17 protein-coding genes are annotated in these 24,041 nt (G+C 72.1%); 1 reads left to right on the top strand and 16 read right to left on the bottom strand.

Annotated elements, in window-relative coordinates; all coding sequences use genetic code 11:
- Positions 1 to 13: 13 nt before the first annotated feature.
- The 10 genes from ABD644_RS22195 to ABD644_RS22150 all read right to left on the bottom strand — a co-directional run bounded on the left by ABD644_RS22195 (position 14) and on the right by ABD644_RS22150 (position 10,414).
- The gene (locus ABD644_RS22195; protein WP_344691457.1) at positions 14 to 505 is read right to left on the bottom strand and encodes a hypothetical protein; all 492 of its coding nucleotides are present in this window, start codon (positions 503 to 505) and stop codon (positions 14 to 16) included.
- Positions 502 to 864, bottom strand: a complete 363-nt coding sequence (locus tag ABD644_RS22190; protein WP_344691455.1) for a response regulator — start codon at positions 862 to 864, stop codon at positions 502 to 504. Before ABD644_RS22190 ends, ABD644_RS22195 begins: the two co-directional genes overlap by 4 nt.
- Positions 861 to 1,427, bottom strand: coding sequence for a chemotaxis protein CheX (locus ABD644_RS22185; protein ID WP_344691453.1), 567 nt, complete (start codon positions 1,425 to 1,427; stop codon positions 861 to 863). The genes ABD644_RS22190 and ABD644_RS22185 overlap by 4 nt, the downstream gene beginning before the upstream one ends.
- Positions 1,424 to 1,807, bottom strand: coding sequence for a response regulator (locus ABD644_RS22180; protein ID WP_344691451.1), 384 nt, complete (start codon positions 1,805 to 1,807; stop codon positions 1,424 to 1,426). The genes ABD644_RS22185 and ABD644_RS22180 overlap by 4 nt, the downstream gene beginning before the upstream one ends.
- A gap of 1 nt (position 1,808) precedes the next feature.
- Positions 1,809 to 2,633 (bottom strand): CheR family methyltransferase, encoded by an 825-nt coding sequence (locus tag ABD644_RS22175; protein WP_344691449.1) that lies wholly within the window; start codon positions 2,631 to 2,633, stop codon positions 1,809 to 1,811.
- Positions 2,630 to 3,748, bottom strand: a complete 1,119-nt coding sequence (locus ABD644_RS22170; RefSeq protein WP_344691447.1) for a protein-glutamate methylesterase/protein-glutamine glutaminase — start codon at positions 3,746 to 3,748, stop codon at positions 2,630 to 2,632. Before ABD644_RS22170 ends, ABD644_RS22175 begins: the two co-directional genes overlap by 4 nt.
- A 207-nt stretch (positions 3,749 to 3,955) precedes the next feature.
- Entirely contained in the window at positions 3,956 to 4,846 is an 891-nt protein-coding gene (locus ABD644_RS22165) for a hypothetical protein (protein WP_344691444.1), read from the bottom strand.
- A gap of 148 nt (positions 4,847 to 4,994) precedes the next feature.
- Positions 4,995 to 6,617: a methyl-accepting chemotaxis protein gene (locus ABD644_RS22160; protein WP_344691442.1), complete on the bottom strand. Its 1,623-nt coding sequence runs from the start codon at positions 6,615 to 6,617 to the stop codon at positions 4,995 to 4,997.
- Between the two features lie 126 nt (positions 6,618 to 6,743).
- Positions 6,744 to 8,291 carry a response regulator gene (locus ABD644_RS22155; protein WP_344691440.1) on the bottom strand — a complete coding sequence of 516 codons (1,548 nt, stop codon included), beginning with the start codon at positions 8,289 to 8,291 and terminating at the stop codon, positions 6,744 to 6,746.
- Between the two features lie 29 nt (positions 8,292 to 8,320).
- Positions 8,321 to 10,414, bottom strand: a complete 2,094-nt coding sequence (locus ABD644_RS22150; protein ID WP_344691438.1) for a hybrid sensor histidine kinase/response regulator — start codon at positions 10,412 to 10,414, stop codon at positions 8,321 to 8,323.
- A 165-nt stretch (positions 10,415 to 10,579) separates the two neighbouring features.
- Here ABD644_RS22150 and ABD644_RS22145 point away from each other — a divergent pair, with 165 nt between their 5' ends.
- Positions 10,580 to 13,051, top strand: coding sequence for an aminotransferase class I/II-fold pyridoxal phosphate-dependent enzyme (locus tag ABD644_RS22145; protein WP_344691436.1), 2,472 nt, complete (start codon positions 10,580 to 10,582; stop codon positions 13,049 to 13,051).
- 57 nt (positions 13,052 to 13,108) lie between these two features.
- Here the strand turns inward: ABD644_RS22145 and ABD644_RS22140 are convergent, their stop codons facing one another.
- From ABD644_RS22140 to ABD644_RS22115, 6 genes are all read right to left on the bottom strand, one after another.
- Positions 13,109 to 13,552 carry a chemotaxis protein CheW gene (locus tag ABD644_RS22140; RefSeq protein WP_344691435.1) on the bottom strand — a complete coding sequence of 148 codons (444 nt, stop codon included), beginning with the start codon at positions 13,550 to 13,552 and terminating at the stop codon, positions 13,109 to 13,111.
- Position 13,553: 1 nt separating this feature from the next.
- Positions 13,554 to 16,079 (bottom strand): chemotaxis protein CheA, encoded by a 2,526-nt coding sequence (locus tag ABD644_RS22135; RefSeq protein ID WP_344691433.1) that lies wholly within the window; start codon positions 16,077 to 16,079, stop codon positions 13,554 to 13,556.
- 157 nt (positions 16,080 to 16,236) lie between these two features.
- Positions 16,237 to 17,850: a methyl-accepting chemotaxis protein gene (locus ABD644_RS22130; RefSeq protein ID WP_344691432.1), complete on the bottom strand. Its 1,614-nt coding sequence runs from the start codon at positions 17,848 to 17,850 to the stop codon at positions 16,237 to 16,239.
- Positions 17,851 to 18,189: 339 nt separating this feature from the next.
- Positions 18,190 to 19,809 (bottom strand): methyl-accepting chemotaxis protein, encoded by a 1,620-nt coding sequence (locus ABD644_RS22125; protein ID WP_344691430.1) that lies wholly within the window; start codon positions 19,807 to 19,809, stop codon positions 18,190 to 18,192.
- Between the two features lie 275 nt (positions 19,810 to 20,084).
- On the bottom strand, positions 20,085 to 21,704 hold the full coding sequence (locus tag ABD644_RS22120; protein WP_344691428.1) for a methyl-accepting chemotaxis protein: 1,620 nt from the start codon (positions 21,702 to 21,704) through the stop codon (positions 20,085 to 20,087).
- A 272-nt stretch (positions 21,705 to 21,976) separates the two neighbouring features.
- Positions 21,977 to 23,590, bottom strand: coding sequence for a methyl-accepting chemotaxis protein (locus ABD644_RS22115; RefSeq protein ID WP_344691427.1), 1,614 nt, complete (start codon positions 23,588 to 23,590; stop codon positions 21,977 to 21,979).
- Between the last annotated feature and the right edge of the window lie 451 nt (positions 23,591 to 24,041).

The following is a 24,041-nucleotide window of genomic DNA, read 5'->3' as shown; positions in this document are numbered from 1 at the left end:
GTCTAGCGGTGGATCAGTACGGGAGGACCAGGGAGAGCGCGCCCTTGCCGTAGCCCTGCACCTCGAGGGCGACGTCGAGCCGGTTGAAGCCGGCCAGCATCCCCTCGATGTCGCCCGGCAGGTCGTCGCCGGGTGCGTAGAGCTTGTGCAGCTTCGAGTGCGGTGCGCCCGGGGTGTTGAACAGCGCCGAGAGCACGTTGACGACCTCGTGGAGGGCCTCGACCAGCATCCCGCTCAGTTCGCCGTCCTCCTCGACGGCGTCCTGACAGCCACCGGGCGGCAGCAGTGCCAGGGCGCCACCGGTGTAGGCCGACGCCCCGAGGTCCATCACGCAGATCGCGTTGACGGCCATGTGCGGGTCGACGTAGACCGCCACCGAGACCGGACGGTCGGGGGCCGGGGTGACCGGCGCCCCCGTCGCGACGGTCACGGACCGGCCCACGAGGCCCTCGAGCATCTCTCGGACGTCCTTGGCGGCGGGCAGCAGCACGGTGCCGTTGCTCATGCGATCACCCCGTCCAGGTGCTCCTTGAAGGTGTCCTCGGTGAACGGCTTCGCGATCAGGAACAGCGCGCCGGCGTTCGCCGCCTTCTCGCGCATCTCGGGGGAGCCCTCCGAGGTCACGAAGCCGAACGGCACGGCCGAGCCGGACGAGCGCAGCGCCTGCAGGCACTCCAGGCCGGTCATGTTCGGCATGTTCCAGTCGGACAGGACGAGGTCCGGCTTCTCCGAGGCGACCTTGTCCAGGGCATCGCGCCCGTCCTCGGCCTCGACGATGTCGTGGTCGTCGTATCCGGCCTGGCGCAGCGTGCGGATGACGATCTGCCGCATGACGCGGCTGTCGTCGGCGACCAGGATCTTCACAGTGACGCTCCGTTCTCGGGGAGGGCGGGGATGGCGCCCTCGTTGTGCGGTTGTGCTCCCGGCAGCGGCGGCAGAGCGCCCTGCACGGAGATGGTGAGCGGCTGGCCACGCCACAGGACGTCCAGCCGGCAGACGTCGGCCGGGTTGCGGACCGCGGGGGCGTCCCCGACGTCCGGCAGGCTCAGCCCGGACGGCCCGGGCAGGGCCGCCTTGACGTTGCCGCCGACGACGTTGGCGATCTCGCCGAAGGCGTCGGCGACGTCCTCGTCCTCGAGCTCGTCGGGGGCGTGGTCGCCGAGCAGCGCCCGGGTGAGGTCCGCGGCGGTCTCGCGGGCGGTGGTGAGGACGACGCTGCCGGTCCACGGACCCACGACGTCGACCCAGCTGGACAGGGCGTCGGCGGGCAGCTCACCGGGGACGGGCACGAGGAACTCGTCCTCGCCGACCAGGGCGGTCCACGCGTCCTCGGCGATCGACTGGACGGTGGCCTCGTCGATCAGCTCGGTGATGACGGGGCGGCCGTCGGCGGCGCGACGGCGCTCCCCGGTGTCGACGGTGCTCACAGTGCAGCCTCCTGCGGGAGCAGGCCGAGCAGCGCGAGCTTGTCGCGCAGTGCGTCGGCGGTGAACGGCTTGATCACGTACTCGTGGGCGCCGGCGGCCAGGGCGCGCACGATCTGGGTGTGCTCGCTCTCGGAGGTCACCATCATGATCGTCATGGCCCGGTAGGCGGGGTTGGCGCGGACGGCGGAGACGAACTGCAGCCCGTCCATCACCGGCATGTTCCAGTCGACGGTGACCAGGTCGGGCACCCAGCCGTCGGCGAGCACGTCGAGGCCCTCGCGGCCGTCCCCGGCCTGGTTCACCTCGAACCCGAGGTTCTCGAGAGTTCCGGAGACGATCCGGCGCATCGCGCGCGAATCGTCGATCACCAGAGCACGCACGTCAGGCCCCCTTCAGTGGGCGGTAGGCAGAGCTGCGGCCGATGACGACCCGTTCCCATGAGTCGTCCACCCCGAGCGTCGTCTCTGCCGCACCGAGGAACAGCCACCCGTCGGGGCGCATGAGGTCGCGCACCCGGCGGAGGATCGCCTGCTTGGTCGGCAGGTCGAAGTAGATGAGCACGTTGCGCAGGTAGACCACGTCGAACGGGCCGAGGCGGGGGAGGGGAGCGGCGAGGTTGCACTCGCTGGCGCTCACCATCCGCCGCAGGGTGGGGGAGACCTCCCACTCGGTCCCGGCCCGCGTGAAGTGCCGGACGAGCATCGGCGCGGGCAGGCCGCGGTTGACCTCGAGCTGGCTGAAGCGGCCGGCCTTGGTGCGCTCGACCATCTCGCGGGACAGGTCGGTCGCGGTGATGGCGACCCGGGTGGCCGCGTTGGGCAACGAGTCCTCGAGCAGCATCGCGATCGTGTACGGCTCCTGGCCGCTGGAGCAGGCCGCCGACCAGATCTGCAAGCGCTCGTTGGGGCCGCGGGCGGCCAGCAGCGCCGGCATGACCGTGGAGGTGAGCGCGGTGAACGGGTCGCCGTCGCGGAACCAGGACGTCTCGTTGGTGGTGAGCGCCTCGACGATCTGCCGGGTCTTGTCGGGGTCGGGGCGGGTGCGCACCGACTCGACGAACTGGCTGACGTCGGGCATGCCGAGCTGCCGGGCGATCGGCAGCAGCCGGGCCTCCACCAGGTACTCCTTGCCCGGCTGCAGCACGATCGCGCTCTCCTTGTGGACGAGCGCGCGCACCCAGTCGAAGCTGGTGGCGGTCAGGGTCATCGGGCTCCTCCGGCGAGCACTGCGCCACTTCGGCCCGGCGTGACGCCGGCCAGGTGACGGGTGATGGCTTCTGCGATGCGGTCGAGGGGCAGGATCTCGTCGGCGAAACCGGCCTGGCTGACCGCGCCGGGCATGCCCCAGACCACCGACGTCGCCTGGTCCTGCACGATCACGGTCCCGCCGGCGGCGCGGACCTCGCCCGCGCCGTTGCGCCCGTCGGCGCCCATGCCGGTGAGGACGACCGCCAGGACGGCGCCGTCGTACGCGGCCACCGCGGAGCGGAACAGCGGGTCGACGGCCGGGCGGCAGAAGTTCTCCGGCGGGCCCTGGTTGAGCCCGGTCTGCAGACGTTGCGCCCCTGGCCGCCCGACCTCGCGGACGACGAGGTGGTGGTCGCCCGGCGCGAGGTGCACGACCCCTGGCACCAGCGGGCTGCCGTCGGAGGCCTCCACGATGCGCAGCGCGCAGAGGCGGTCCAGCCGCTGGGCGAACTGCCGGGTGAAGACGGGGGGCATGTGCTGCACCAGGAGCACGGGCACGGGGAGGTTCGCAGGCAGCTGCGGCAGCACCTTGGCCAGCGCCTCGGGGCCGCCGGTGGAGGAGCCGATGACCAGCACGGCGGGCTTCTTGCCGGGGCCGGTGCGCGGCGCCGCCGGGCGCGGCGGCGCCACGGGGGCGGCGGCCCGCGCCGGGCCGGGGGTCACGGGACGACCGGTGAGAACCTTGATGCGGGGGATGAGCTGCTCGCGCACGCTCTCCATCGACTGGCCGACGCTGCCGACGTTCGCCGGCTTCGTGACGTAGTCGTTGGCGCCGGCGGCGAGCGCGTCGAGGGTCGCCGAGGCACCGCGCTCGGTGAGCGTGCTGAACATGACGATCGGGACGCGATTGCGGGTGGCGCGGATCTCCCGGACCGCCTCGATGCCGTTCATCTCCGGCATCTCGATGTCCATCGTGATCAGGTCGGGCTTGAGCTGGTCCAGCTTGGCCAGCGCCACCTTGCCGTTCACGGCGGTGCCCACGACCTCGATACCCGGGTCGGCGGACAGCACGTCGGTCACGATCTTCCGGACGACGACGGAATCGTCGACGACCATCACCCGGATCGGGTTCACGCGGTGTCCTCCTGCTCCCTGCTGGGCCAGCCCAGCAAGGCTGTCGTTTCTGTATCGGCAGCCGCCGGCTTCGCTTGAGCGCAGCAGGGCAGACGGCCGGAACTCTCGACAGAGAACATCGGCGGCGCACAACCGGTCTTCACGTCAACGGCGGCCCTCCCCCCGGAAGAGGGGCGGCGGCCGGGCGGCTGTGCGGGGTGGGCCGGGTCAGGCCGTGCCGGCGACCCGGCGCGCGGGGGCGAGGAGCACCCCGAGGGATCCCTCGTCGAGCAGGTCGGCCATCACGGTCCCCTGCACGCACCCGGCGACGGCGTTCCAACAGCCCGACGCTCCGTCGGAGACGCTGAAGCCGCCGTCGAGGAACGCCTGGACGGCGAGCAGCTGCGCCGTGGCCAGGGCGCGGGTGCGGCCCGAGACGTGCGCGGCCCACGAGGCCTCGTGCATGGCGGTCGCCCACGGCCGGTGCTCGGCGCGGCCCTCGTCGACGGCGTCCCGCCAGTCGGCCCGACCGGGGGAATCCAGGCGGGCGAGCCCGCCCAGGAGCGCCTCGACGTCGGCGGTGGCCGGGCCGAGGTCGGCCGCACGGTCGGTCACGGCACCGGCATCGATCACCCGGTCGAACGCCGCGGTGAGCTCGCGCCGGACCAGCGGGGGCAGGACACCGGCCGCCCAGTAGCCGACGGCCGCGTCGGCGAGCACGTCGGCGGCCTCCTCGGCGGCGCGGGTGGGCAGGACGGCGACGTCCTGGTGCTCGGGGCCCAGCACGTCCTCGCGCACCAGGCGCTCCAGCGTGGGGGCGTCACCGATGGTGCCCTGCTCGAGCTGGGCGACCAGGACCGCGGCGCGGTCGGCGCCGGCGGAGGCCGTGCGCACGGAGGGGACGCCGGCGGCCAGCTCGCGGGCCCGCCGGGAGCGCACCGCCAGCACGCCACGCTGCTCGGCCTGCATCCCGCGGGCGGGGTGGGCGTCGGCGACGCGGGCGAGGTCGGCGGCGTCGGCGAGCAGCCCGGTGAGGAGCACCTCGGCGACCGCGCGACCGCCGGGGAGGCGGACCAGATCGAAGCCCAGCGTGGCGGCACTGACCAGCGAGTACGGCATGGCAGCGCCTCCAGCAGGCATCCGGCAACGGGCCAGATCATGCTGACGGACGCCGCCCGGGTGCGCCATGCGGCCGTCACCCCAACGCAGGAGAGCGCTGGGGTGACGGCCGCGTGTCCGGGCTATCCGCGTGAGCGGGCGACTGCGCTCAGTAACTGAACCGGGACACCGCGGTCCGTAGCTCGGCGGCCATGCGGGAGAGCTCGTCGACCGCCGTCCGGGTCTGCCCGAGCGCCTGATTGGTCGAGTCGGCCGCCTCCGAGACCCCGCTGATGTTCTCCGCGATCTGTCCGGAGCCCTGCGCGGCCTCGGCGACCGAGCGGGACATCTCGGTCGTCGTCGCCGTCTGCTCCTCGACCGCGCTGGCGATGGTCAGCTGGTAGTCGTTGATCTGACCGATGACCTCGCTGATCCGGCCGATGGCGGCGACCGCCCCGGAGGTGTCGCCCTGGATGGCCTCCACGCGCCGGGCGATGTCCTCGGTCGCCTTGGCGGTCTCCTGCGCCAGCTCCTTGACCTCGTTGGCGACCACGGCGAAGCCCTTGCCCGCCTCGCCGGCGCGGGCGGCCTCGATGGTGGCGTTGAGCGCCAGCAGGTTGGTCTGCTCGGCGATCGAGGTGATGACCTTGACGACGTCGCCGATCTCGCGCGACGAGTCGCCCAACCGGCTCACGGTCGCGGTCGTCGTCTCGGCCTCGGCGACGGCGGCCGCGGCCACGCGCGCCGCCTCGTTGGCGTTCTGGGCGATCTCGCGAATGGACGCACCCATCTCGTCGGCTCCGGCGGCCACCGTCTGCACGTTGCGGCTCACCTCGCCGGCAGCACCGGCGACGACCCCCGACTGCGCCGAGGTCTCCCCGGCCGAGGCCGAGATCTGCGCGGACGAGGCCGACAGCTCCTCCGAGGAGGCGGCGACGGCGTCGGCGGACGCGGCCACCATCGTGACGACGTCCCGCAGCGACACCATCGCCTCGTCGAGGGCGGCCGCGGTGCGGCCCACGTCGTCCCGGTGGTCCAGCCCGGTCGGCCGGGTCAGGTCACCGGCGGCCAGCCGCTGCACCGAGGTCCGCACGCGGTCGAGGCTCCGGCGGATCCCCAGGGCGACGGACATCCCGCTGAGCACGGACAGCACCGCCCCGGCGACCAGGACGACGAGGAGGAGGGTCGCCATCCGCGACTCGGCGTCGGCGGCGGCCGTGGCGCCGTCCTGCGCGGCCGCCTGGGCCGCGGTCGAGAGCGCGGCGAGGCCGTCGACGACCTGGCCGCTCAACGGGCCGACCTGGCTCTCGCGCAGCTGGTTGAACTCGACGACCCGACCCTCGGCGGCCAGGACGTCCAGCTGGGCGGCCAGGTCGAAGTAGGTGGTGACGTCGGCCTGGACCTGGTCCAGTCCGGCCAGCAGCGCCCCGGTGGGCGAGGTGCGGGTGCGCAGCCCCTCCAGCGACGCGACCAGGGCGGCCTCGGCCGCGTCACGCTGCCCCTGGTACTGCTCCTTGAGCTCCGGCGTGGGCGCCGACGTCCGGTTCAGGCTGGCGAACCGGAAGGAGATGTACTGGTAGCGCGCCTCCTGCGCGAGCTGCACGCCGACCGTGTTCTGCTCGAACATCGCCTGCGTGCGGTCGGCCTCCGACGAGAGCGCGACCAGCCCCAGGACCCCGACGAGCAGCGCCACCACCACCGCGAGGCCGACGGCCAGGTTGATCTTGAGCAGCACGCTGAGGTCGCGGAAACGGCGACCGATCGCGCGGGGGACGGCGCGGACGAGGCTCATGGGCTTGATCTCCGGACTGCGGGGGTGCGGAGGCGCGAAGATGCGCCTGACACCGCTATCGGCAGTTCTCCGGGCGATCGTGCTACTGGGCGACGTCGCGGCGATCGACGTGATGTGGATCGCACGTCAGCCGAGAACGGGGCCCCCGCCGTCGGGATCGCCCATGACCGCGTGGATCCGCGCCGCGTCCACGAAGTCGGCCAGCTCCTCGGAGAACTGCTCGCACCGCAGCATCAGGTTCGGCAGGAACTGTCCTGCCGTCGGCAGGTCGTCCACGGCCGCCGCTGTCGCGAGGGCTGCGCAGGCTCCGACCACCGCCGTGGCCCCGAGACTCTCGCTGGAGGTGCGCAGGGACTCGGCGGCAGCAACCACGGCACGGGCGTCCCCCCGGCGCAGTGACGCATGGATGCGCAGGCGTCGCCCCGGCAACTCGCCCAGGTACGTCGAGATCAGCTCGGCAGCTGCCTGCACGTCGCCGTCGGTCCGACGAAGGATCGTGCCGAGCGCCGCGGGTTGCCGCACGCGGGCGTCGTCCCCCGGGTGGGCCGATCCTGCTGGTGCGGCATCGCCCTGGGGCCGGTCGATCATCTCGGCCGCCCGGTCGAGTGCGGCGGCCAGGCGCGCCAGATCCACCGGCTTGGTGAGCACCTCGTCCATGCCTGCCTCCGTGCACGCCTCCCGCGCCTCGGGGGTCGCGTCCGCCGTGACGGCGATGATCGGCAGGTAGGCACGACCGTCGGGAACACCGGCTCTGATGCGCCGGGTCGCCTCGCACCCGTCGAGGTCCGGGAGATGCCGGTCCATCAGGACCACGTCGAAGGCCTCGGCCCCGCCGTCGACGAGAGCTGCTCGAACTCCTGCCTCGCCGCTCGCGACGGAGGTGAGGACGTGTCCCAGGCGCGCCAGCTGGCGCTCCGTGAGCAACCTGTTGGTCGCGTTGTCCTCCACGAGCAGCACCCGCAGCGAGCGGGCCGGCTCGGCCCCTCTGGTGGTCGCGGGGGTGGAGACCGGCCGGAGTTCGCCGGGGCCGCTGCTCAGCGGGAGCGTCAGGCACACGTGGGCACCGACGTTCGTCGGGAGCACCTGCACGGTGCCGCCGAGGAGGTCCGCGAGCCGGCGCACCAGCTGGAAGCCCAGGCCGCCGCCCGGGGACGAGCCGTCGACATCCGCGGCGAGCGCTCGACGGGCCGCAGGGAGCAGGCCGGCACCACCGTCGCTGACGGTGATGCGGACGGTGTCGCTCCGATCGGTCGACGGGGAGACGGCGAGGACCACCGGAGCGGAGCCGTGCCGCACCGCGTTCGCGACGAGCTCGGTCACGATCTGGTGGAGCGCGGCCAGGTCGGTGTGCAGGTGCGGCGGCGCGCCCGGTACGACCACCGCGGACACGGCACCGTCGCTGGCGGCCGCCACCTCGGCTGCGAACGCGGACAGGTGCACGCGCGCCGGCCGCGGTTCGTAGTGCTCGCCCAGCAGGCGCACGAGCCAGAGAACGCGGTCGCTTCCGGTGAGCAGGTCCTCGGCGCTGCGCTCCAGCTGCCGGTGCAGCCGCCACTGGTCGGGATCCAGGTCGCTCATGGCCAGCAGCTCGAGGAAGCCCAGCAGTGAGTGCAGCGGCGTCCTGACGGCCTGGCTGAGCGCCTGCTCCAGGGAACGGCTGAAGGTCGGGGCCACGGGATGGTCCCCTCCGGGGGGCGGCGTCGTCATGACTGGGGGAGGTGGTCGTCGACGACGCTCAGCAGCTGGTGCACGTCGATCGGCTTGGGGAGGAAGAGCGTTGCACCGGCATCGATCATGCGGCGCTCGTTGCCGGTGGTGAGGTCGGCGGTGACGACGACGATCGGCAGCTTGCTCAACCGTGGGTCGTCCGAGCTCCGCAACGCCGCGAGGATGCCCGCCCCGTGCATCCCGGGGAGGTGGAGGTCGAGCAGCAGCAGGTCCGGCAGCAGCTCCCGAGCCGCCTCGACCGCCTCGGCGCCGTCCTGGACCACCATCAGGCGGACATGCGGTCGACGGGCGAGGACGCGGCGCACCAGCGTGATGTTGGACGGGTTGTCCTCCACGTACAGCACCGTGTGGCTCAGGCCCGGGTCGGCGGCCGCGTCTGCGGGCTCCGCCGGCGATCGCGGGGCCGCGGGTAGGTCGACCCAGAACGTGCTGCCACGCCCGACCTCGCTCTCCAGGCCGATCCGCCCACCGAGCGCCTCGACGAGGGTGCGGGTGAGGGACAGGCCGACGCCGGTGCCCTCCACATCGGTCCCCTCCGCGCCCAGCCGGTCGAAGGGCGTGAAGACGTCGTCGAGGCGGTCGGCGGGGATGCCGCGGCCGGTGTCCCGCACCGAGACCCTCAGCCAGTCGCCGTCCCCGGCGTCCGCCGTCGACGAGCTCTCGGGGGCCGCCCAGGAGAGGAGCACCTCACCGCCGTCCCGGTTGTACTTCACGGCGTTGGACAGCAGGTTGACCAGCACCTGCTTGAGGCGCTGCCGGTCGGCGACGACGCGGGCGCCGTTGAGCCGGTCGGGTGCGCGCAGCGTGATCCCGCGCCGGGTGGCCGCGGTCCGGACGAGGTCGAGGCTCTCCGTGACCACCTCGCCGACGTCGACGGGCTCGAGCGAGAGGCTCAGGACACCGGCCTCGATGCGCACGACGTCGAGCACCTCGTTGATGAGGTCGAGGAGATGCCGGCCGGCACGACTGATGTGCTCGACGTTCTCGGCGTCCTCGCCGGACAGATCGCCGAGCTCCAGCAGCTGGCTGAACCCCAGGATGGCGTTGAGCGGGGTACGCAGCTCGTGCGACATCCGCGAGAGGAACTCCGACTTCGCCGAGGAGGCGCGCTCGGCCTCGTCGCGGGCGGCCTCCGCCTCGGAGAGGGCGTCGCGGACCGCCTGCTCGGCCTCCACCCGGGCGGTCACGTCGTGGAGGATGCCGAGGAAGCCGGCCAGCTGGCCGTCGTCGCCGAACACGGCGCGGCCACGGACCGACATCCACCGGAGGCTGCCGTCGGCGGCGAGGAAGCGGACCTCCCTGGCGGCATCCGGGCGCACGGTGTCCGCCCCGGACAGCACCTCCGCCATGTGCTCCGCGGCCAGCATGCGGTCGTCGGGATGGACGTGCTCCATCATGTCCTTGCCGACCATCTCCTCGATGGAGAGGCCGCTGAGCTTCGACCAGGCCGCGTTCACGTAGGTGATCTGACCGGTGGGCCCGATCTCCACGACGATGTCGCCGAGGTCGTCGACGAGCGAGCGGTAGCGCCCGTCGGATGCCTCCAGCTCGGCCGCTCGCGACGCCTCCCGCGCGCGGACCTGGTCCAGTCGCTGCTCGCGGCTCAGCAGGCCGCCGAGCAGTTCGAGGACCGCGAGCTCCTCCTCGCCGAACTCGCGCGGCCGACGGTCGAGGACCGACAACGTGCCGGTGGCCTTGCCGTCACCGCTCCACAAGGGGCTCATGGCGTAGCTCCGGAGCCCGGCGGCGCGCGGCCACGCGAGGTCCGCGTAGGGCCCTCCCTCGAGGTCGGATGCGCTCTGCGGACCCGACCCGTGGAGGGCCCGGCGGCAGAACGTCGCGTCCTGCGGAAGGCGCGCCCCGGGCAGCAGGCCGGTGTCGAGGGCGTCGTCGACGGCGACGATCTCGACCTCGTCCCCGTCGAGACACGAGACGTAGACCAGGTCGGCGCCGAGAGCGGCGCGGACGAGATGGCAGATCTCCGCCGCGGCCTCGGCGGCGGAACCGAACGACCGCGACACCAGCTCCCGCAGCATGGACCGGTTCCCGGCCGACAGCGTCGTCTCCATGTCTTCCGTTCTCGGCATGCCTGAGGCGTTGCTCAACTGGAGCGACGCAAGAGACCCCGAACCGGATCGCCTCCATCGTGATCACGCGGTGCCATGACACGGTCACGATGCGCAGTCGCGGCGGGCGATGGGACGCGCCGATCCGATGACACGGGAGTACCAACGATGGCCACATCCGACGACCTGCTGGACGCCGTCGACGACGTCCTCTCGGACGGCGTCCGGCGGGGCATGCTGCAGAACCATGCCGAGGACACCGAGCTCGACGGTCGGCACATCACGATCGACGGTCGACGCATGGTCAATTTCGGCTCCTGCTCCTACCTCGGTCTGGAGACCCACGCCGCGCTGAAGGCAGGCGTCCGCGACGCCCTCGACCGGTTCGGCACCCAGTTCTCGTCCTCCCGGGGCTACACGTCCTCCCCGCTCTACCGCGAGGCCGAGGCCGAGCTCTCCGACCTCCTCGGCCGGCCGTCGGTGATCACGCCGTCCACGTCCATGGGTCACATCGCGGCCATGCCGACCCTGATCGGCAGCCGCGACGTCCTCCTGCTCGACCACCAGGTGCACCATTCGGTGCAGACGGCCGCGAAGCTGGTTCAGGCGGCGGGCGCGCGGGTGGAGCTGATCCCGCACAACGACCTGCGCACCCTGGAACGGCGGCTCGAGGGCTACCGCCGCACGCACCGACGGGTCTGGTACGCCGCCGACGGCCTGTACTCCATGTACGCCGACTTCCTGCCGACGGAGGCGCTCGACGAGCTCGCCGCCCGGCACGACAACCTCTGGCTCTACGTCGACGACGCCCACGCCGCCTCGTGGACCGGTACGCACGGTCGTGGCCACGCCCTCGAGCACCTCGGACCGGCCACGCTCGAGCGCACCGTCGTCGCCGTCTCGCTGAACAAGTCCTTCGCCGCTGCGGGCGGAGCCATCGCGCTGCCCGACGACGAGACCCGCCGACGGGTGATGACCGTCGGCGGACCGCTGATCTTCTCCGGGCCCGTGCAGCCGCCGATGCTCGGCGGGATCCTCGCGTCGGTGCGACTGCACCGGACGCCCGAGGTCGCCGAGCGCCAGGACCTGCTGCGTTCCCGGATCCGGCTGTTCAACCGTCTGGCCGCCGAGGCCGGGCTGCCGGTGGTGTCGATGTCCGAGGCGCCCATCCGCTGCGTCGGCGCCGGTGTCACGGCCGTCGCCTACCGGGTGGCCGAGCGGCTGCGCGCTGCGGGCTACTACATCAACTCCGCGGTCTTCCCGGCCGTGCCGGCCAAGCGGTCGGGGGCGCGCGTGACCCTCACGGCACATCACACGGAGGACGACGTCGCGGGCGTGGTCGCCGCCCTGGCCGAGCACCTGCCCGGGGCGCTGGCGGACGAGGGGGCGAGCGTCGACGACCTGACCCGCGCCTTCGCGCGCCAGTTGCGCGGTCGATCGCAGGTCCTGCCCGGCCGGGCGCCGGTCGCAGAGCGGCGGGCGCCGCTGCGGCTGGAGCACACCCGCTCGGCCGCGGACCTCGACGCCGACGAGTGGGACTCGCTGCTCGGCGGCCGCGGCGCCTTCGACGTCGCCGCGTTGCGCACCCTCGAGGCCGTCTTCGGCAGCGGCGGCACCGGCGCCGCAGGGCAGACGGAGGACGCGTGGGACTTCCACTACATGATCGTCCGGGACTGGGACGACACCCCCGTGGCGGCCACGTTCTTCACGACGGCGCTGTGGAAGGACGACATGCTCTCCCCGGAGCACGTGTCCCGCGAGGTGGAACGCCGGCGCACCGAGACGGCGGACCCGCACTTCCTCACCTCTCCGATGGTCGCGATGGGATCCCTGCTCAGCGAGGGTGAGCACCTCTACCTCGACCGCTCGCGGGACTGGCGCGGCGCGTTGCGGCTGATCCTGCAGGCGGCACGGGTCGAGGAGGACGCGATCGGCGCGGCGGGCGTGGTGCTCAGGGACCTTCCGGACGGCGACGACGAGCTGCACACCTTCCTGCTCGGGGAGGGGCTGCTGCGGATCCCGGTGCTCGACACCTGGGTCCGCGACGTCGACTTCGTCGACGACGAGGGCTTCCTCGCCCAGCTCAACGCGAAGAAGCGTCTGCACCAGCGGCAGAACGTGCTCGCGTGGGAGCCGCGATTCCGGGTCGAGGTGCTCGAGGGCGGCACTGCATCGGCCGCCGCCGTGCCCGAGGCGAGACGCGAGGCGCTCTACCAGCTGTACCGCAACGTGCACGCTCGGGCCCTCGAGCTCAACGTGTTCCCCCTGCCGCGCCGCGTCATCGACGCCGTGCTGGCGTCTCCCGGCTGGGAGGTCGTCGTCCTCCACCTGCCGGACCGGCCCGATGACCCGGTGGCCGTGATCGTCCACTTCATCGGCGCGCGCGACGTGACGCCGGTGTTCCTGGGCCTGGACTACGACTACGTGTCCAGCCACCGCACCTACCAGCAGCTGCTCTTCCAGGCACTGCGGTCCGCTCAGCGCTGCGGCGCCGAGCGGGTGCACTACGGCATGAGCGCGGAGCTGCAGAAGTCGCGCTTCGGGGCTCGGCCGGAGAAGCGGTGGGCCTACGTCCAGGCCACCGAGACGTTCAACTCCGACGTCCTGGCTCAGCTGGCCGAGACGCTGCCGACCGCCTGACCGACGCATGCGACCCCCGACCGCGGGCGCGGTCGGGGGTCGCATGCGGACAGCGACTCAGGCGCTGACGGCCTTCTGGACGTCCAGGGCCAACAGCAGCTGGCCGTCGAGCTTGTAGGCCCCGCGGATCAGGTCCCGGGCCTGGCCCTCGAGCGTGTCCGGCGGCGCCTCGAAGTCGCTCGCGTCGACGTCGACGACGTCGGCGATCGAGTCGACGAGCAGGCTGACGGCCTCGCCGTGCAGCCGGACGACGATCACGACGGCGTCGGTGCCCTCGGGCCGCGGCGGCCGGCCGAGCCGCTCGCGCAGCTCGATCGCGGTCACCACCTGGCCGCGCAGGTTGATCAGGCCGGCGACCGCGGTCGGCGCCAGGGGCACGCGCGTCAGCTGCTGCGTGCGCAGCACCTCCTGCACGTGCTCCACCTCGACGCCGTACAGGTCGCCGTCCAGGCGGAACGTGGCCAGCTGCCCGCTGGTGGCGGGTGCGGTGGGAGCGGTCACGTCAGACCTCCAGCAGAGCGGTGGGGGTGCTCTCGGGCACCGTGGAGAGGGGGGTGGAGTAGAACGCCGGGTCGGCAGCGAGGATCGCGGCCCGGACGTCGAGGAGTTCGGTCACCTTGTCGCCCAGGACGGCGGAACCGAGCAGGCCGAGGTCGTCGATGTCGCTGCGCACCGCGGCCTCGCCGTCGACGATGTCGAGGATCTCCTCCACGACGATCGCGACGCTGCGCCCGTGATCGGCGTAGACGATGACCTCGAGCACCTCGCGGTCGGTCTCGCCGTAGGCGCCCAGGTGCCGGTCGAGGCGGACGATCGGGAGGATCGCGCCGCGGTACTGGACGACCTCGCGGTTGCCGACCTTCTCGACCGAGTCCGCGCGGACCTGCTCGAGCCGGGTGACCGTGTCGAGCGGGATGGCCACCCGCCGGCCGCCGCCGATGGCCGCGAGCAGCATCCGCTGCCGCTCGGTCTCGCTGGCGGCGGCCGCGTGCGCCGCGGCCTTCTGCGAGTCCTGGCGCTCGGTGGTCTCGGTGCGCAGGGCGCGGCGGGCGAGGGCCTGCACGTCCAGGATGAGGGCGACGGTGCCGTCACCGAGCACGGTCGCACCGGAGTAGAGGCCGATCGCCTTCATCTGGCCGCCGACCGCCTTCACGACGATCTCCTCGGTGTTGATGACCCGGTCGACCACGAGCCCGAAGCGCCGGCCCTCGGAGCGCAGCACGGCGATCACGACGTGGCCGTCGTGGCGCTCGGAGGTCAGGCCCAGGACGTCGGTGAGGCGGACCAGGGGCAGCAGCTCGCCGCGCAGGCGGTAGACCTGGGCGCCACCGACCTCCTCGACGGAGTTGGCGGCCTTCTCGGCGTCCAGGCTGACGAGCTCCTGGAGGCTGATCTGCGGGATGGCGTACCGGTCGCCGGCGCACTCGACGGTCAGCGCCGGGACGATCGCCAGCGTCAGCGGGATGCGCAGCCGGCAGACGGTGCCGCGACCGGCCTCGGACTCGACCTCGATGGTGCCGCCGATGGACTCGATGTTGGTCTTGACCACGTCCATGCCGACTCCGCGGCCGGACACGTTGGTGACGGCGGCCGCCGTCGAGAAGCCGGGCAGGAAGATCAGCTGCAGGATGTCGGCCGGGCTCATCTTGTCGAGCTGGGCGACGGTGATCAGGCCGCGCTCGACGGCCTTCCTGCCGAGCTTGGCCGGGTCGATGCCCGCACCGTCGTCGGCGACCTCGACGACGACCTGACCGCTCTCGTGGCGGGCGCGCAGGGTGAGCACGCCCTCGGCCGGCTTGCCGGCGGCCTTGCGGCCCTCCGGCATCTCGATGCCGTGGTCCACGGAGTTGCGGACGAGGTGGGTCAACGGGTCCTTGACCGCCTCGAGGAGGGTCTTGTCGAGCTCGGTCTCCCGGCCCTCCATGTCCAGCCGGATCGACTTCTTGAGCTGCATGCCGAGATCGCGGACGACGCGGGGCAGCTTCGACCAGATGTGGTCGATGGGCTGCATGCGCGTCTTCATGACGCCCTCCTGCAGCTCGCTCGCGATCAGGTTGAGCCGCTGGGAAGCGCGGATCAGGTCCGTGTCGGTCTGGCGGGCGACGTTCTGCACGATCTGGTTGCGGGTGAGCACGAGCTCACCGACCAGGAGCATGAGCTCGTCGAGCAGGTCGACGTCGACGCGGATCGTGCTGTCGGCGACGGCGCGGCGGACCTGGCCGTCGGCGCCCACGGTCGGCGTGGGCTCGCCCTCGCCGTGTTCGCCGTCGACGGCGGACTCGGGGGCGGCCGGCACGGACTCCGGGGGAGCCGCGACGGCGGACTCGGGGGCGGCCGGCACGGACTCCGGGGGAGCCGCGACGGCGGACTCGGGGGCAGCGGCCTCGACGACCTCGATCACATCGACCACCTCTTCGACCTCGACGGGATGGGGCGCCGCGGTGGCGGCCGGACGGGCGGGGGCCTTCCTGGCGGGGGCCTTCCTGGCGGGGGCCTTCCGGGCGGGAGCCTTGGCCGCGGGGGCCTTCGCCGCCGCCTTGGCAGGGGCCTTGGCGGGAGCCTTCCTCGCTGCGGGCGCCTTCTTCGCCGCGGGCGCCTGCTCGGCAGCCTCGCGCGGTGCCGGCACGGCGGCCGCGGCGGGGGTGTCCTCCATCGCCGCGGTGATGGAGGCGACCACGCCGGAGACGTCGACCGGTCCCTCGCCCCCGGAGGCCTCGATCGAGGTCAGCAGCGACCGGACGGTGTCGACCATCTGGAGGAGCACGCTCGTGCGGGTGGGGGTGAGCTCGAGCTCGCCGTCCCGGAGCCGGGAGAGCATGTTCTCGCCGACGTGGGTGACCTCTTCCAGGCGGTTGAACGCCAGGAAGCCGCTGGTGCCCTTGATCGTGTGGATCGTCCGGAAGATACTGGACAGCCGCTCCCGCGAGTTCGGCTCCTGCTCCAGCGCGACCAGGTCCGTGTCCAGCTGGTCGAGGTTCTCGTGGCTCTCGACCAGGAACTCCTCGACGATGTCGTCCAGACCGTCCACCGTTGCTGCCTTCTCTCTCACGTCTGCGACCGGGCGCACAGCCCGCCCGGTTGGGTCTTCGGCCCACCGCCGGCGGAGTCAAGGTGAACCCCGCCGGCGACAGCCGTCTCCTGCTTTATCGGCACCCGTTCGGCGGGACCGACATGGATGACGCGACTCAGTAGGTGAAGCGCCCGACGCTGGTGCGGAGGTCGGCCGCCATCCGGGACAGCTCGTCCACGGCGGTCCGCGTCTGGCCGAGGGCCTGCGTGGTCGCGTCGGCCGCGGCCGAGACGCCGGTGATGTTCCCGGCGATGTCCGTGGAACCACCGGCCGCTTCCTGCACCGACCGTGACATCTCGTTGGTGGTGGCCGTCTGCTCCTCCACCGCGGACGCGATGGTGGTCTGCCGGTCGGAGATCTGCGCGACGATCGCGCTGATCTCCTCGATCGCCGCGACGGCAGCGGTCGTGTCGCCCTGGATGGACTGCACCCGGCGGGCGATGTCCTCGGTGGCCTTCGCCGTCTCCTGCGCCAGCTCCTTGACCTCGTTGGCCACGACGGCGAAGCCCTTGCCCGCCTCGCCGGCCCGCGCCGCCTCGATGGTGGCGTTGAGCGCCAGCAGGTTGGTCTGCTCGGCGATGCTGGTGATCACCTTGACCACGTTGCCGATCTCGGCCGACGACTCGCCCAGCTTGGCCACGGTGGCCGTGGTGGTCTCGGCCGCGGTGACGGCGCGAGCGGCCACCTCGCTGGCCTCCGCCGCGTTAGAGGCGATCTCCCGGATCGAGGCACCCATCTGCTCGGCACCCGCGGCCACGGTCGCCACACTGCGCGACACCTCCTCCGCGGCACCCGCGACGACGCCCGACTGCGCGCTGGTCTCCTCCGCCGACGCCGAGATCTGCGCCGACGACGCCGAGAGTTCCTCCGAGGACGCCGCGACCGCGTCCGCCGAGCCGGCGACGTCGGCCAGCACCGCGCGCAGGTTGTTCTGGGCGACGGCGAGCGCCTGCGCCATCCGGCCCAGCTCGTCCTCGCTGTGCACGTCGGGGTCCACCGTCAGGTCACCGGCCGCGAGCGCGTCCACCGAGCGCTGCACCGAGCGGACCGTGCGCACGATCTGCCGCACCACCAGCAGGGCCAGCGCGATCCCGACGGCGACGCTCGCGCCGAGGATCGCCCACAGCAACGTCTTCGCCTCCGAGGCGGTCTGCTCACCCTCGGCTGCCTGCTGGTCGCCGCCCGCTCGGATGACCTCCCGCAGCGCCGTGAAGTCCGCCGTCACGGCGTTCTGCGCGTCCACGAGGGGGCCGGCGGCGATCGCTCCCGCGGTGGCCATGTCACCGGCGTCGAGCGCGGCCACGAGCTGACCGTCGCTGATCCCGAAGTACCCGTCGATGGCGTCGCTCAGCGTTCCGAAGAGGTCGTCGTTCTCGGTGATCCCGGCGTACGCGTCGACCTGCGCGGCGAGGGCGGTCCGCCCCTCGGCGATCTGCCCCTGCAGGGCGAGCCGCGTCTGCGGGTCGGCCAGGTAGTAGGCCGTGTAGCCCTGGCGGATGCCCTCGTAGGTGTTCTGGATGGCGTCGAGATCGGAGAACGCCACGACGTGGCCCTCGTAGAGATCGCGTTCAGCGGCGGCGAGCGCGTCGATCCGGCCCACGGCGACGACGCAGAGCAGCACGCCCACGGACGCGCTGAACGTGATCATCGAGAGGATCTTGAAGGCGATGGAGCGGTTGGCGAACCAGCCCGCCCGGCGACGGGCCGGCGACGCGGCGGACTCGGACATGCGAAGGACTCCTGCGAGGAATGGATGGAACTGTGGCGACGGGGGCTTCCGCGCGCCTCGTGGTGCGGGTGTGACAGGAGAAACGTAGACGGCACTCGCCGCCATTTCGGATCGCTTTCCCGCGTGTCGGACGGGTCGGCCGAGATTGATCGTCAACCGTTCCGCACGTGTCGACTTGACGTCATTCTTGCCATTCCCAGTGGCGTGCTGATCGGACCGGAAATGCAGAACGGGGTGGCGACCGGAATCGGTCGCCACCCCGTCCGGGGCGGACTGGCTGGGACGGCCTCCTGCAGGGTCCCGCTCCGAGCGTGCGAGGAGTGGGGGGCAGGGGTCCTTTCAGTAGGTGAACCTCCCGACCGTGGTGCGGAGGTCCGCGGCCATCCGGGACAGCTCGTCCACGGCGGTGCGGGTCTGGGTGAGCGCCTGCGTGGTCGACTCCGCCGCCGTCGAGACGCCGATGATGTTCGCGGCGATCTCGGTCGAGCCGCCGGCGGCCTCGGTGACCGACCGCGACATCTCCTGCGTCGTCGCGGTCTGCTCCTCCACGGCGCTGGCGATGGTCGTCTGCCGGTCGCTGATCTGCGCCACGATCTGCGAGATCTCCTCGATCGCCGCGACTGCGGCGGTCGTGTCGCCCTGGATCGCCTGCACCCGCCGCGCGATGTCCTCGGTGGCCTTCGCCGTCTCCTGCGCCAGTTCCTTGACCTCGTTGGCGACCACCGCGAAGCCCTTGCCCGCCTCACCGGCGCGCGCCGCCTCGATGGTCGCGTTCAACGCGAGGAGGTTGGTCTGCTCGGCGATGCCCGTGATCACCTTGACCACGTTGCCGATCTCGGCCGAGGACTCCCCCAGCTTCGCGATCGTCGCAGTCGTGCCCTCGGCTGCCGTCACCGCACGGGCGGCCACGACGCTGGCCTCGGCCGCGTTCCCGGCGATCTCCAGGATCGAGGCACCCATCTGCTCGGCCCCGGCGGCGACGGTCGCCACGTGCCGCGACACCTGCTCGGCCGCCCCCGCGACCACCCCCGACTGGACGCTGGTCTCCCCCGCGGACGCCGCGATCTGCGCCGCCGACGCCGACAGCTCCTCCGACGAGGCCGCCACCGCATCCGCCGAGGCCCCCGCCGAGGACAGCACTGCGCGCATGTTCCGCTGGGCGGTGGTCAACGCGTCCACCATCCGCCCCATCTCGTCGGCCGTCCGGGAGCGCGCGGGCACCGTGAGGTCACCGTCGGCCAGTGCTTCCAGCGACACCCGCACGGACCCGATCGTCACGAGCAGCCGGACGATGAGCACCAGCAGGAATCCCGCACCCGAGACGGCGAGCACCGCCGTCACCACGAGCGTGACGATCGCGTCGCCGGCCGTGCCGACCGCCTCGTCGCTGCGCTCGGTGACCTGTGCTGCTCCGGCCCGTTCCTCCGTCGCCAGCGCGTCGTCGATGCGGCTCAGGAGCGGGCCGGCCGCATCCCGGTAGACCCGGTCGACGACAGCGAGGTCGCCCCGGTCGGCGGCCGGCAGCAGCTCCGTCCCCAGCAGTCCGAGGAATTCGTCGCGCGCGTCGATGTACCGCTCGAGCGCCGCGGGGTCGGCGGCGGACGCGCGGTAACCGCCGATCGCCTCGTCCAGCTCCGCGTTCCGCTGCTGCATGTCCGCCAGGAGCTCGACCCGGTCCCCGGTGCCGGCGAGTGCATACTCGAGGACCAGTTCACGGTGCGCCGCGGTGTCGCGCTGGATCTCGGACAGCAGGTGCTGCGACCGGGCGTCGGCACCGGAGTGTTCCGCGCCGTCGCGCAGGTCGAGGAAGCTCAGCACGGCCAGCACGTTCGCCGTCAGGACGGCGAGCGCCAGGAATGCGATGACGACCCCGAGCTTGAGGACGATCGGCTGGCGGTCGAGCCAGCCGACCCGCGCTGCCGGTGGCGTCGAGTCGGCCATCGTCTCTCCAGAGGTCATGTCTCAGGTCGCAGCTGCGACCGCGGTGCCGGAAGGAACCGTGAGTGCGGGGGAATCTTTCGCCGTCGGCGGCCTCGGAACGGTTTCCGTCCCGGCGTGTCGCGAAAACGCCGCGAGAATGGTCGGTGACCGTGTACGGAGAATGTCTTTGTCGACATTCGCACGGCCACACAGCGCATCGCCGGCCAGTGCAAACGGGAATGGGAGCGCGCGGCATTGTTTGCGCCGCGCGCTCCCATTCCTCCGCGGTCAGCCGCGGGTTCCGGAGCCGGTCGTCAGTACGTGAACCTGCCGACCGTGGTGCGCAGGTCGGCCGCCATCCGGGAGAGCTCGTCGACGGCGGTGCGGGTCTGGGTCAGCGCCTGCGTGGTGGAGTCGGCCGCCGCCGACACGCCGGTGATGTTCCCGGCGATCTCGGTGGTACCGCTCGCGGCCTCCTGCACCGAGCGGGACATCTCGTTGGTGGTGGCGGTCTGCTCCTCCACGGCGCTGGCGATGGTGGTCTGCCGGTCGGAGATCTGGGCGACGATCGCGCTGATCTCCTCGATCGCCGCGACGGCAGCGGTCGTGTCACCCTGGATCGACAGCACCCGTCGGGCGATGTCCTCGGTGGCCTTCGCCGTCTCCTGCGCCAGCTCCTTCACCTCGTTCGCGACCACCGCGAAGCCCTTGCCCGCCTCGCCGGCACGCGCGGCCTCGATCGTGGCATTGAGCGCCAGCAGGTTGGTCTGCTCGGCGATGCTCGTGATCACCTTGACCACGTTGCCGATCTCGGCCGACGACTCGCCGAGCTTCGCCACGGTGGCCGTGGTGGTCTCGGCCGCGGTGACGGCGCGGGCGGCCACCTCGCTGGCCTCGGCGGCGTTGCTGGCGATCTCGCGGATCGAGGCGCCCATCTGCTCGGCACCGGCGGCCACGGTCTGCACGCTGCGGCTGACCTCCTCCGCGGCGCCGGACACCACGCCGGACTGGGCGGAGGTCTCCTCCGCCGAAGCGGAGATCTGCGCCGACGACGCCGAGAGCTCCTCCGAGGACGCCGCCACCGCGTCGGCCGAGGACACGACACCGGCCAGCACCTCGCGCAGGGCCTCCTGGGCCCGCGTCAGAGCGGACGCCATCTGCCCGATCTCGTCGCGGCTGGTGATGCCGACGGCCACGGTCAGGTCGCCCTCGGCCACGGCGTCCAGGGATCGCTGGACCCGGTGGAGCGGGCGGACGACGGAGCGGGAGACGCCCACTGCCAGCAACGCAGCCAGCACGACGGCGAGCGCGCCGACGACGCCGAGGAGGATCGTCGCGCGTCCCTGTGCCTGCTCCTGGTCCTCGCGCAACTGCTGGGCCCGCTCGCCGGCCGAGGCCTCGAGCCGGTCGGCGATGTCGAGGATGATGCCGTAGCCCTCCCCGGCCTCCCCACCGTTGATGCTCTCGACCGCGGTCCGGAAGCCGTCGGCCGAGCCGTCCTCGACCCAGGCGACGACCTGATCGTCCATCTCGAAGTAGAAATCCCACGCCGGCTCGAGCTCGGCCCAGGCCGCTCGCTCGTCTGTGTCCATCGTGGCGGTGTCGACGTCCGCCATCCAGGCGTAGACGGCCTCCTTGCTCTCCAGCAGCCCGGCGCGGTTGTAAGCGTCCGGAGCCAGGGCCACCGCTGGGCCGAAGGCGGCGACGTCGGCCATGACCAGGCCCTGCCACCCGCTGACGTCGGCGATCTGGAAGCGGGCTGTCTCCGCCTCCTGGACGACGCCGTCGGCGGCGCTGAGGTCCTCGGCGAGGTCGCGCTGCTCCGCGACGGCCGACAGGCCTGCGCCGGCACTGACCAGGACCAGAGCCCCGACCGCGCCGAAGGCGAGCCCGAGCCTCCGGCCGACGCGCAGATTGGACGGGTGGTGCTTCATCACGAGCTCTCCTGGTGCGGGGGAAGACATTCGCCGACGGGCCGACCGATTCGGCCACGGCTGTCACTGCTGTTTCATCGGAAAGATATTTCGCGGACCTGGTGTCGAATATCTTCCTCGGCGCGTGTCGCACCAGCGTTGGAAACAGTCACTCCACCGTTTCTCGAACGTCGACATAGCGCCATTGCGAAGCGGCTGCGACGCTCGCCGAAACGGCCACGGGGCGGCAGCCGGGTGCACCGGCTGCCGCCCCGTGGGCGTGGAACGACGGGTCAGTAGGTGAACCGCCCGACGGTGGTGCGCAGGTCGGCCGCCATCCGCGAGAGCTCGTCGACGGCGGTGCGGGTCTGGGTGAGCGCCTGGGTCGTGGACTCCGCCGCCGTCGAGACGCCGGTGATGTTCCCGGCGATCTCGGTGGTCCCGCTCGCGGCCTCCTGCACCGAGCGCGACATCTCGTTGGTCGTGGCGGTCTGCTCCTCCACCGCGCTGGCGATCGTGGTCTGCCGGTCGGAGATCTGGGCGACGATCGCGCTGATCTCCTCGATCGCCGCAACGGCAGCGGTCGTGTCGCCCTGGATGGACTGCACCCGGCGGGCGATGTCCTCGGTGGCCTTCGCCGTCTCCTGCGCCAGCTCCTTGACCTCGTTGGCCACGACGGCGAAGCCCTTGCCCGCCTCGCCGGCCCGCGCCGCCTCGATCGTGGCGTTCAGGGCCAGCAGGTTGGTCTGCTCGGCGATGCTCGTGATCACCTTGACCACGTTGCCGATCTCCGCGCTCGACTCGCCCAGCTTGGCCACGGTGGCCGTGGTGGTCTCGGCCGCGGTGACGGCGCGGGCGGCCACCTCGCTGGCCTCCGCCGCGTTAGAGGCGATCTCCCGGATCGAGGCACCCATCTGCTCGGCACCCGCGGCCACGGTCGCCACACTGCGCGACACCTCCTCCGCGGCACCCGCGACGACGCCCGACTGCGCGCTGGTCTCCTCCGCCGACGCGGAGATCTGCGCCGAGGACGCCGACAGCTCCTCCGACGAGGCAGCGACCGCGTCCGCGGACGAGACGACGCCGGACAAGACCCCACGAAGATTGGCCTGTGCCGTCGCCAGCGAGGCGGCCATCCGGCCGAGCTCGTCGCCCGTGCGGATCTCCGGGGTCACGGTGAGGTCGCCATCGGCGAGAGCATCGACCGACCGCTGCACCGAACGCACCGTGCCGACGATCTGCCGGACGACCCAGACGGCGAGCAGGCCCGCAGCCGCGATGCCGGCGGCCAGGGCGATCCACAGGGTGTACGTGGCGTTGGTCGCCACGGTCTCACCCGCGGCGGCGTCAGTCTCCGCGTCCGCCGCCTGGCGCATCAGCTCGAGCTCGAAGGCGTCGGAGACGCCGGAGCCGAGCTCGGCCAGCGGGCCTTCCGCCATGGCTGCCGCCGTGGCCGTGTCACCGGCCTCGATGGTGGGGACGAGTTGCCCGTCGACGAATGCTTCGTAGGCGGTGATGGAGTCCTGGACGGGTGCGAAGTCGGCCGCGTCCTGGAGCGTGCCGACGTAGGCCTCCACCTGGCCCGTGAACATCTCCCGGCGCTCGGTGATCTCGTCGTTCAGCATGGTGCGGGTGTCTGCGTCGGCAAAAGCGAACAGGATGTAACGGGTTCGGAGACCCTGGAAGGTCTTGTTGGCTTCGCCGAGCTCCACCATCGGCACGATGGAGTCGCTGTAGAGCACCTGCCCGGAGTCGGCGAGCGCACCGATCCGCTGGACGGCGAGGGTGGTCAGCCCGATGGAGACCACGGCCAGCAGGAGCAGCGCCGCTCCGATCTTCATGCCGACGGGGCGGTTGGTGAACCAGCCGGCCCGCCCGGTACGGGCGGCTGCAACGGGAACGGTCATGACGATTCTCCTGGAAACGCGTGGGTGCGGGACAGGGCTTTGTCCCGACTCGGCACCGGCGAGGGCGGAGGCTTCTTTCCGCCTTTCGAAGGGGTGCGCGCGAAATGATGACTGCCTGTCGAACCGCATCAGGCGCCACTAAACGGCGTGTTGCACGATCGCGTAAGAATGGTCGGCGATCGCCTCGTCGGAATTGTCTTGTCGACAATCTCGGCGAACCTATCGCGGGATATCGCCGGGGGCGGCAACTGGCGCCTCGGTCGCCGCCGCTGTGCGGGTCGCGCACGCGTCAGTCTCAGCAGTGGCGCGCGCATCTCCTCGATCTGGACTTGCCCCGATCGGGCGGACATCGTTCACAGCGGCGTGATCGCCGCGGGAGGGTGTCGTCGTGGGTCGGATCTATCCCCAGGAGTTCCGCGACCAAGTCGTCGTCTTGCACCGGCGCGATGGT

It is taken from the genome of Blastococcus jejuensis, assembly GCF_039534705.1.
In the GTDB taxonomy this organism is placed as follows: Bacteria; Actinomycetota; Actinomycetes; order Mycobacteriales; family Geodermatophilaceae; genus Blastococcus_B; species Blastococcus_B jejuensis.
Note: the sequence above shows the minus strand (reverse complement) of the source record. Positions and strands in the feature narration are given on the sequence as shown.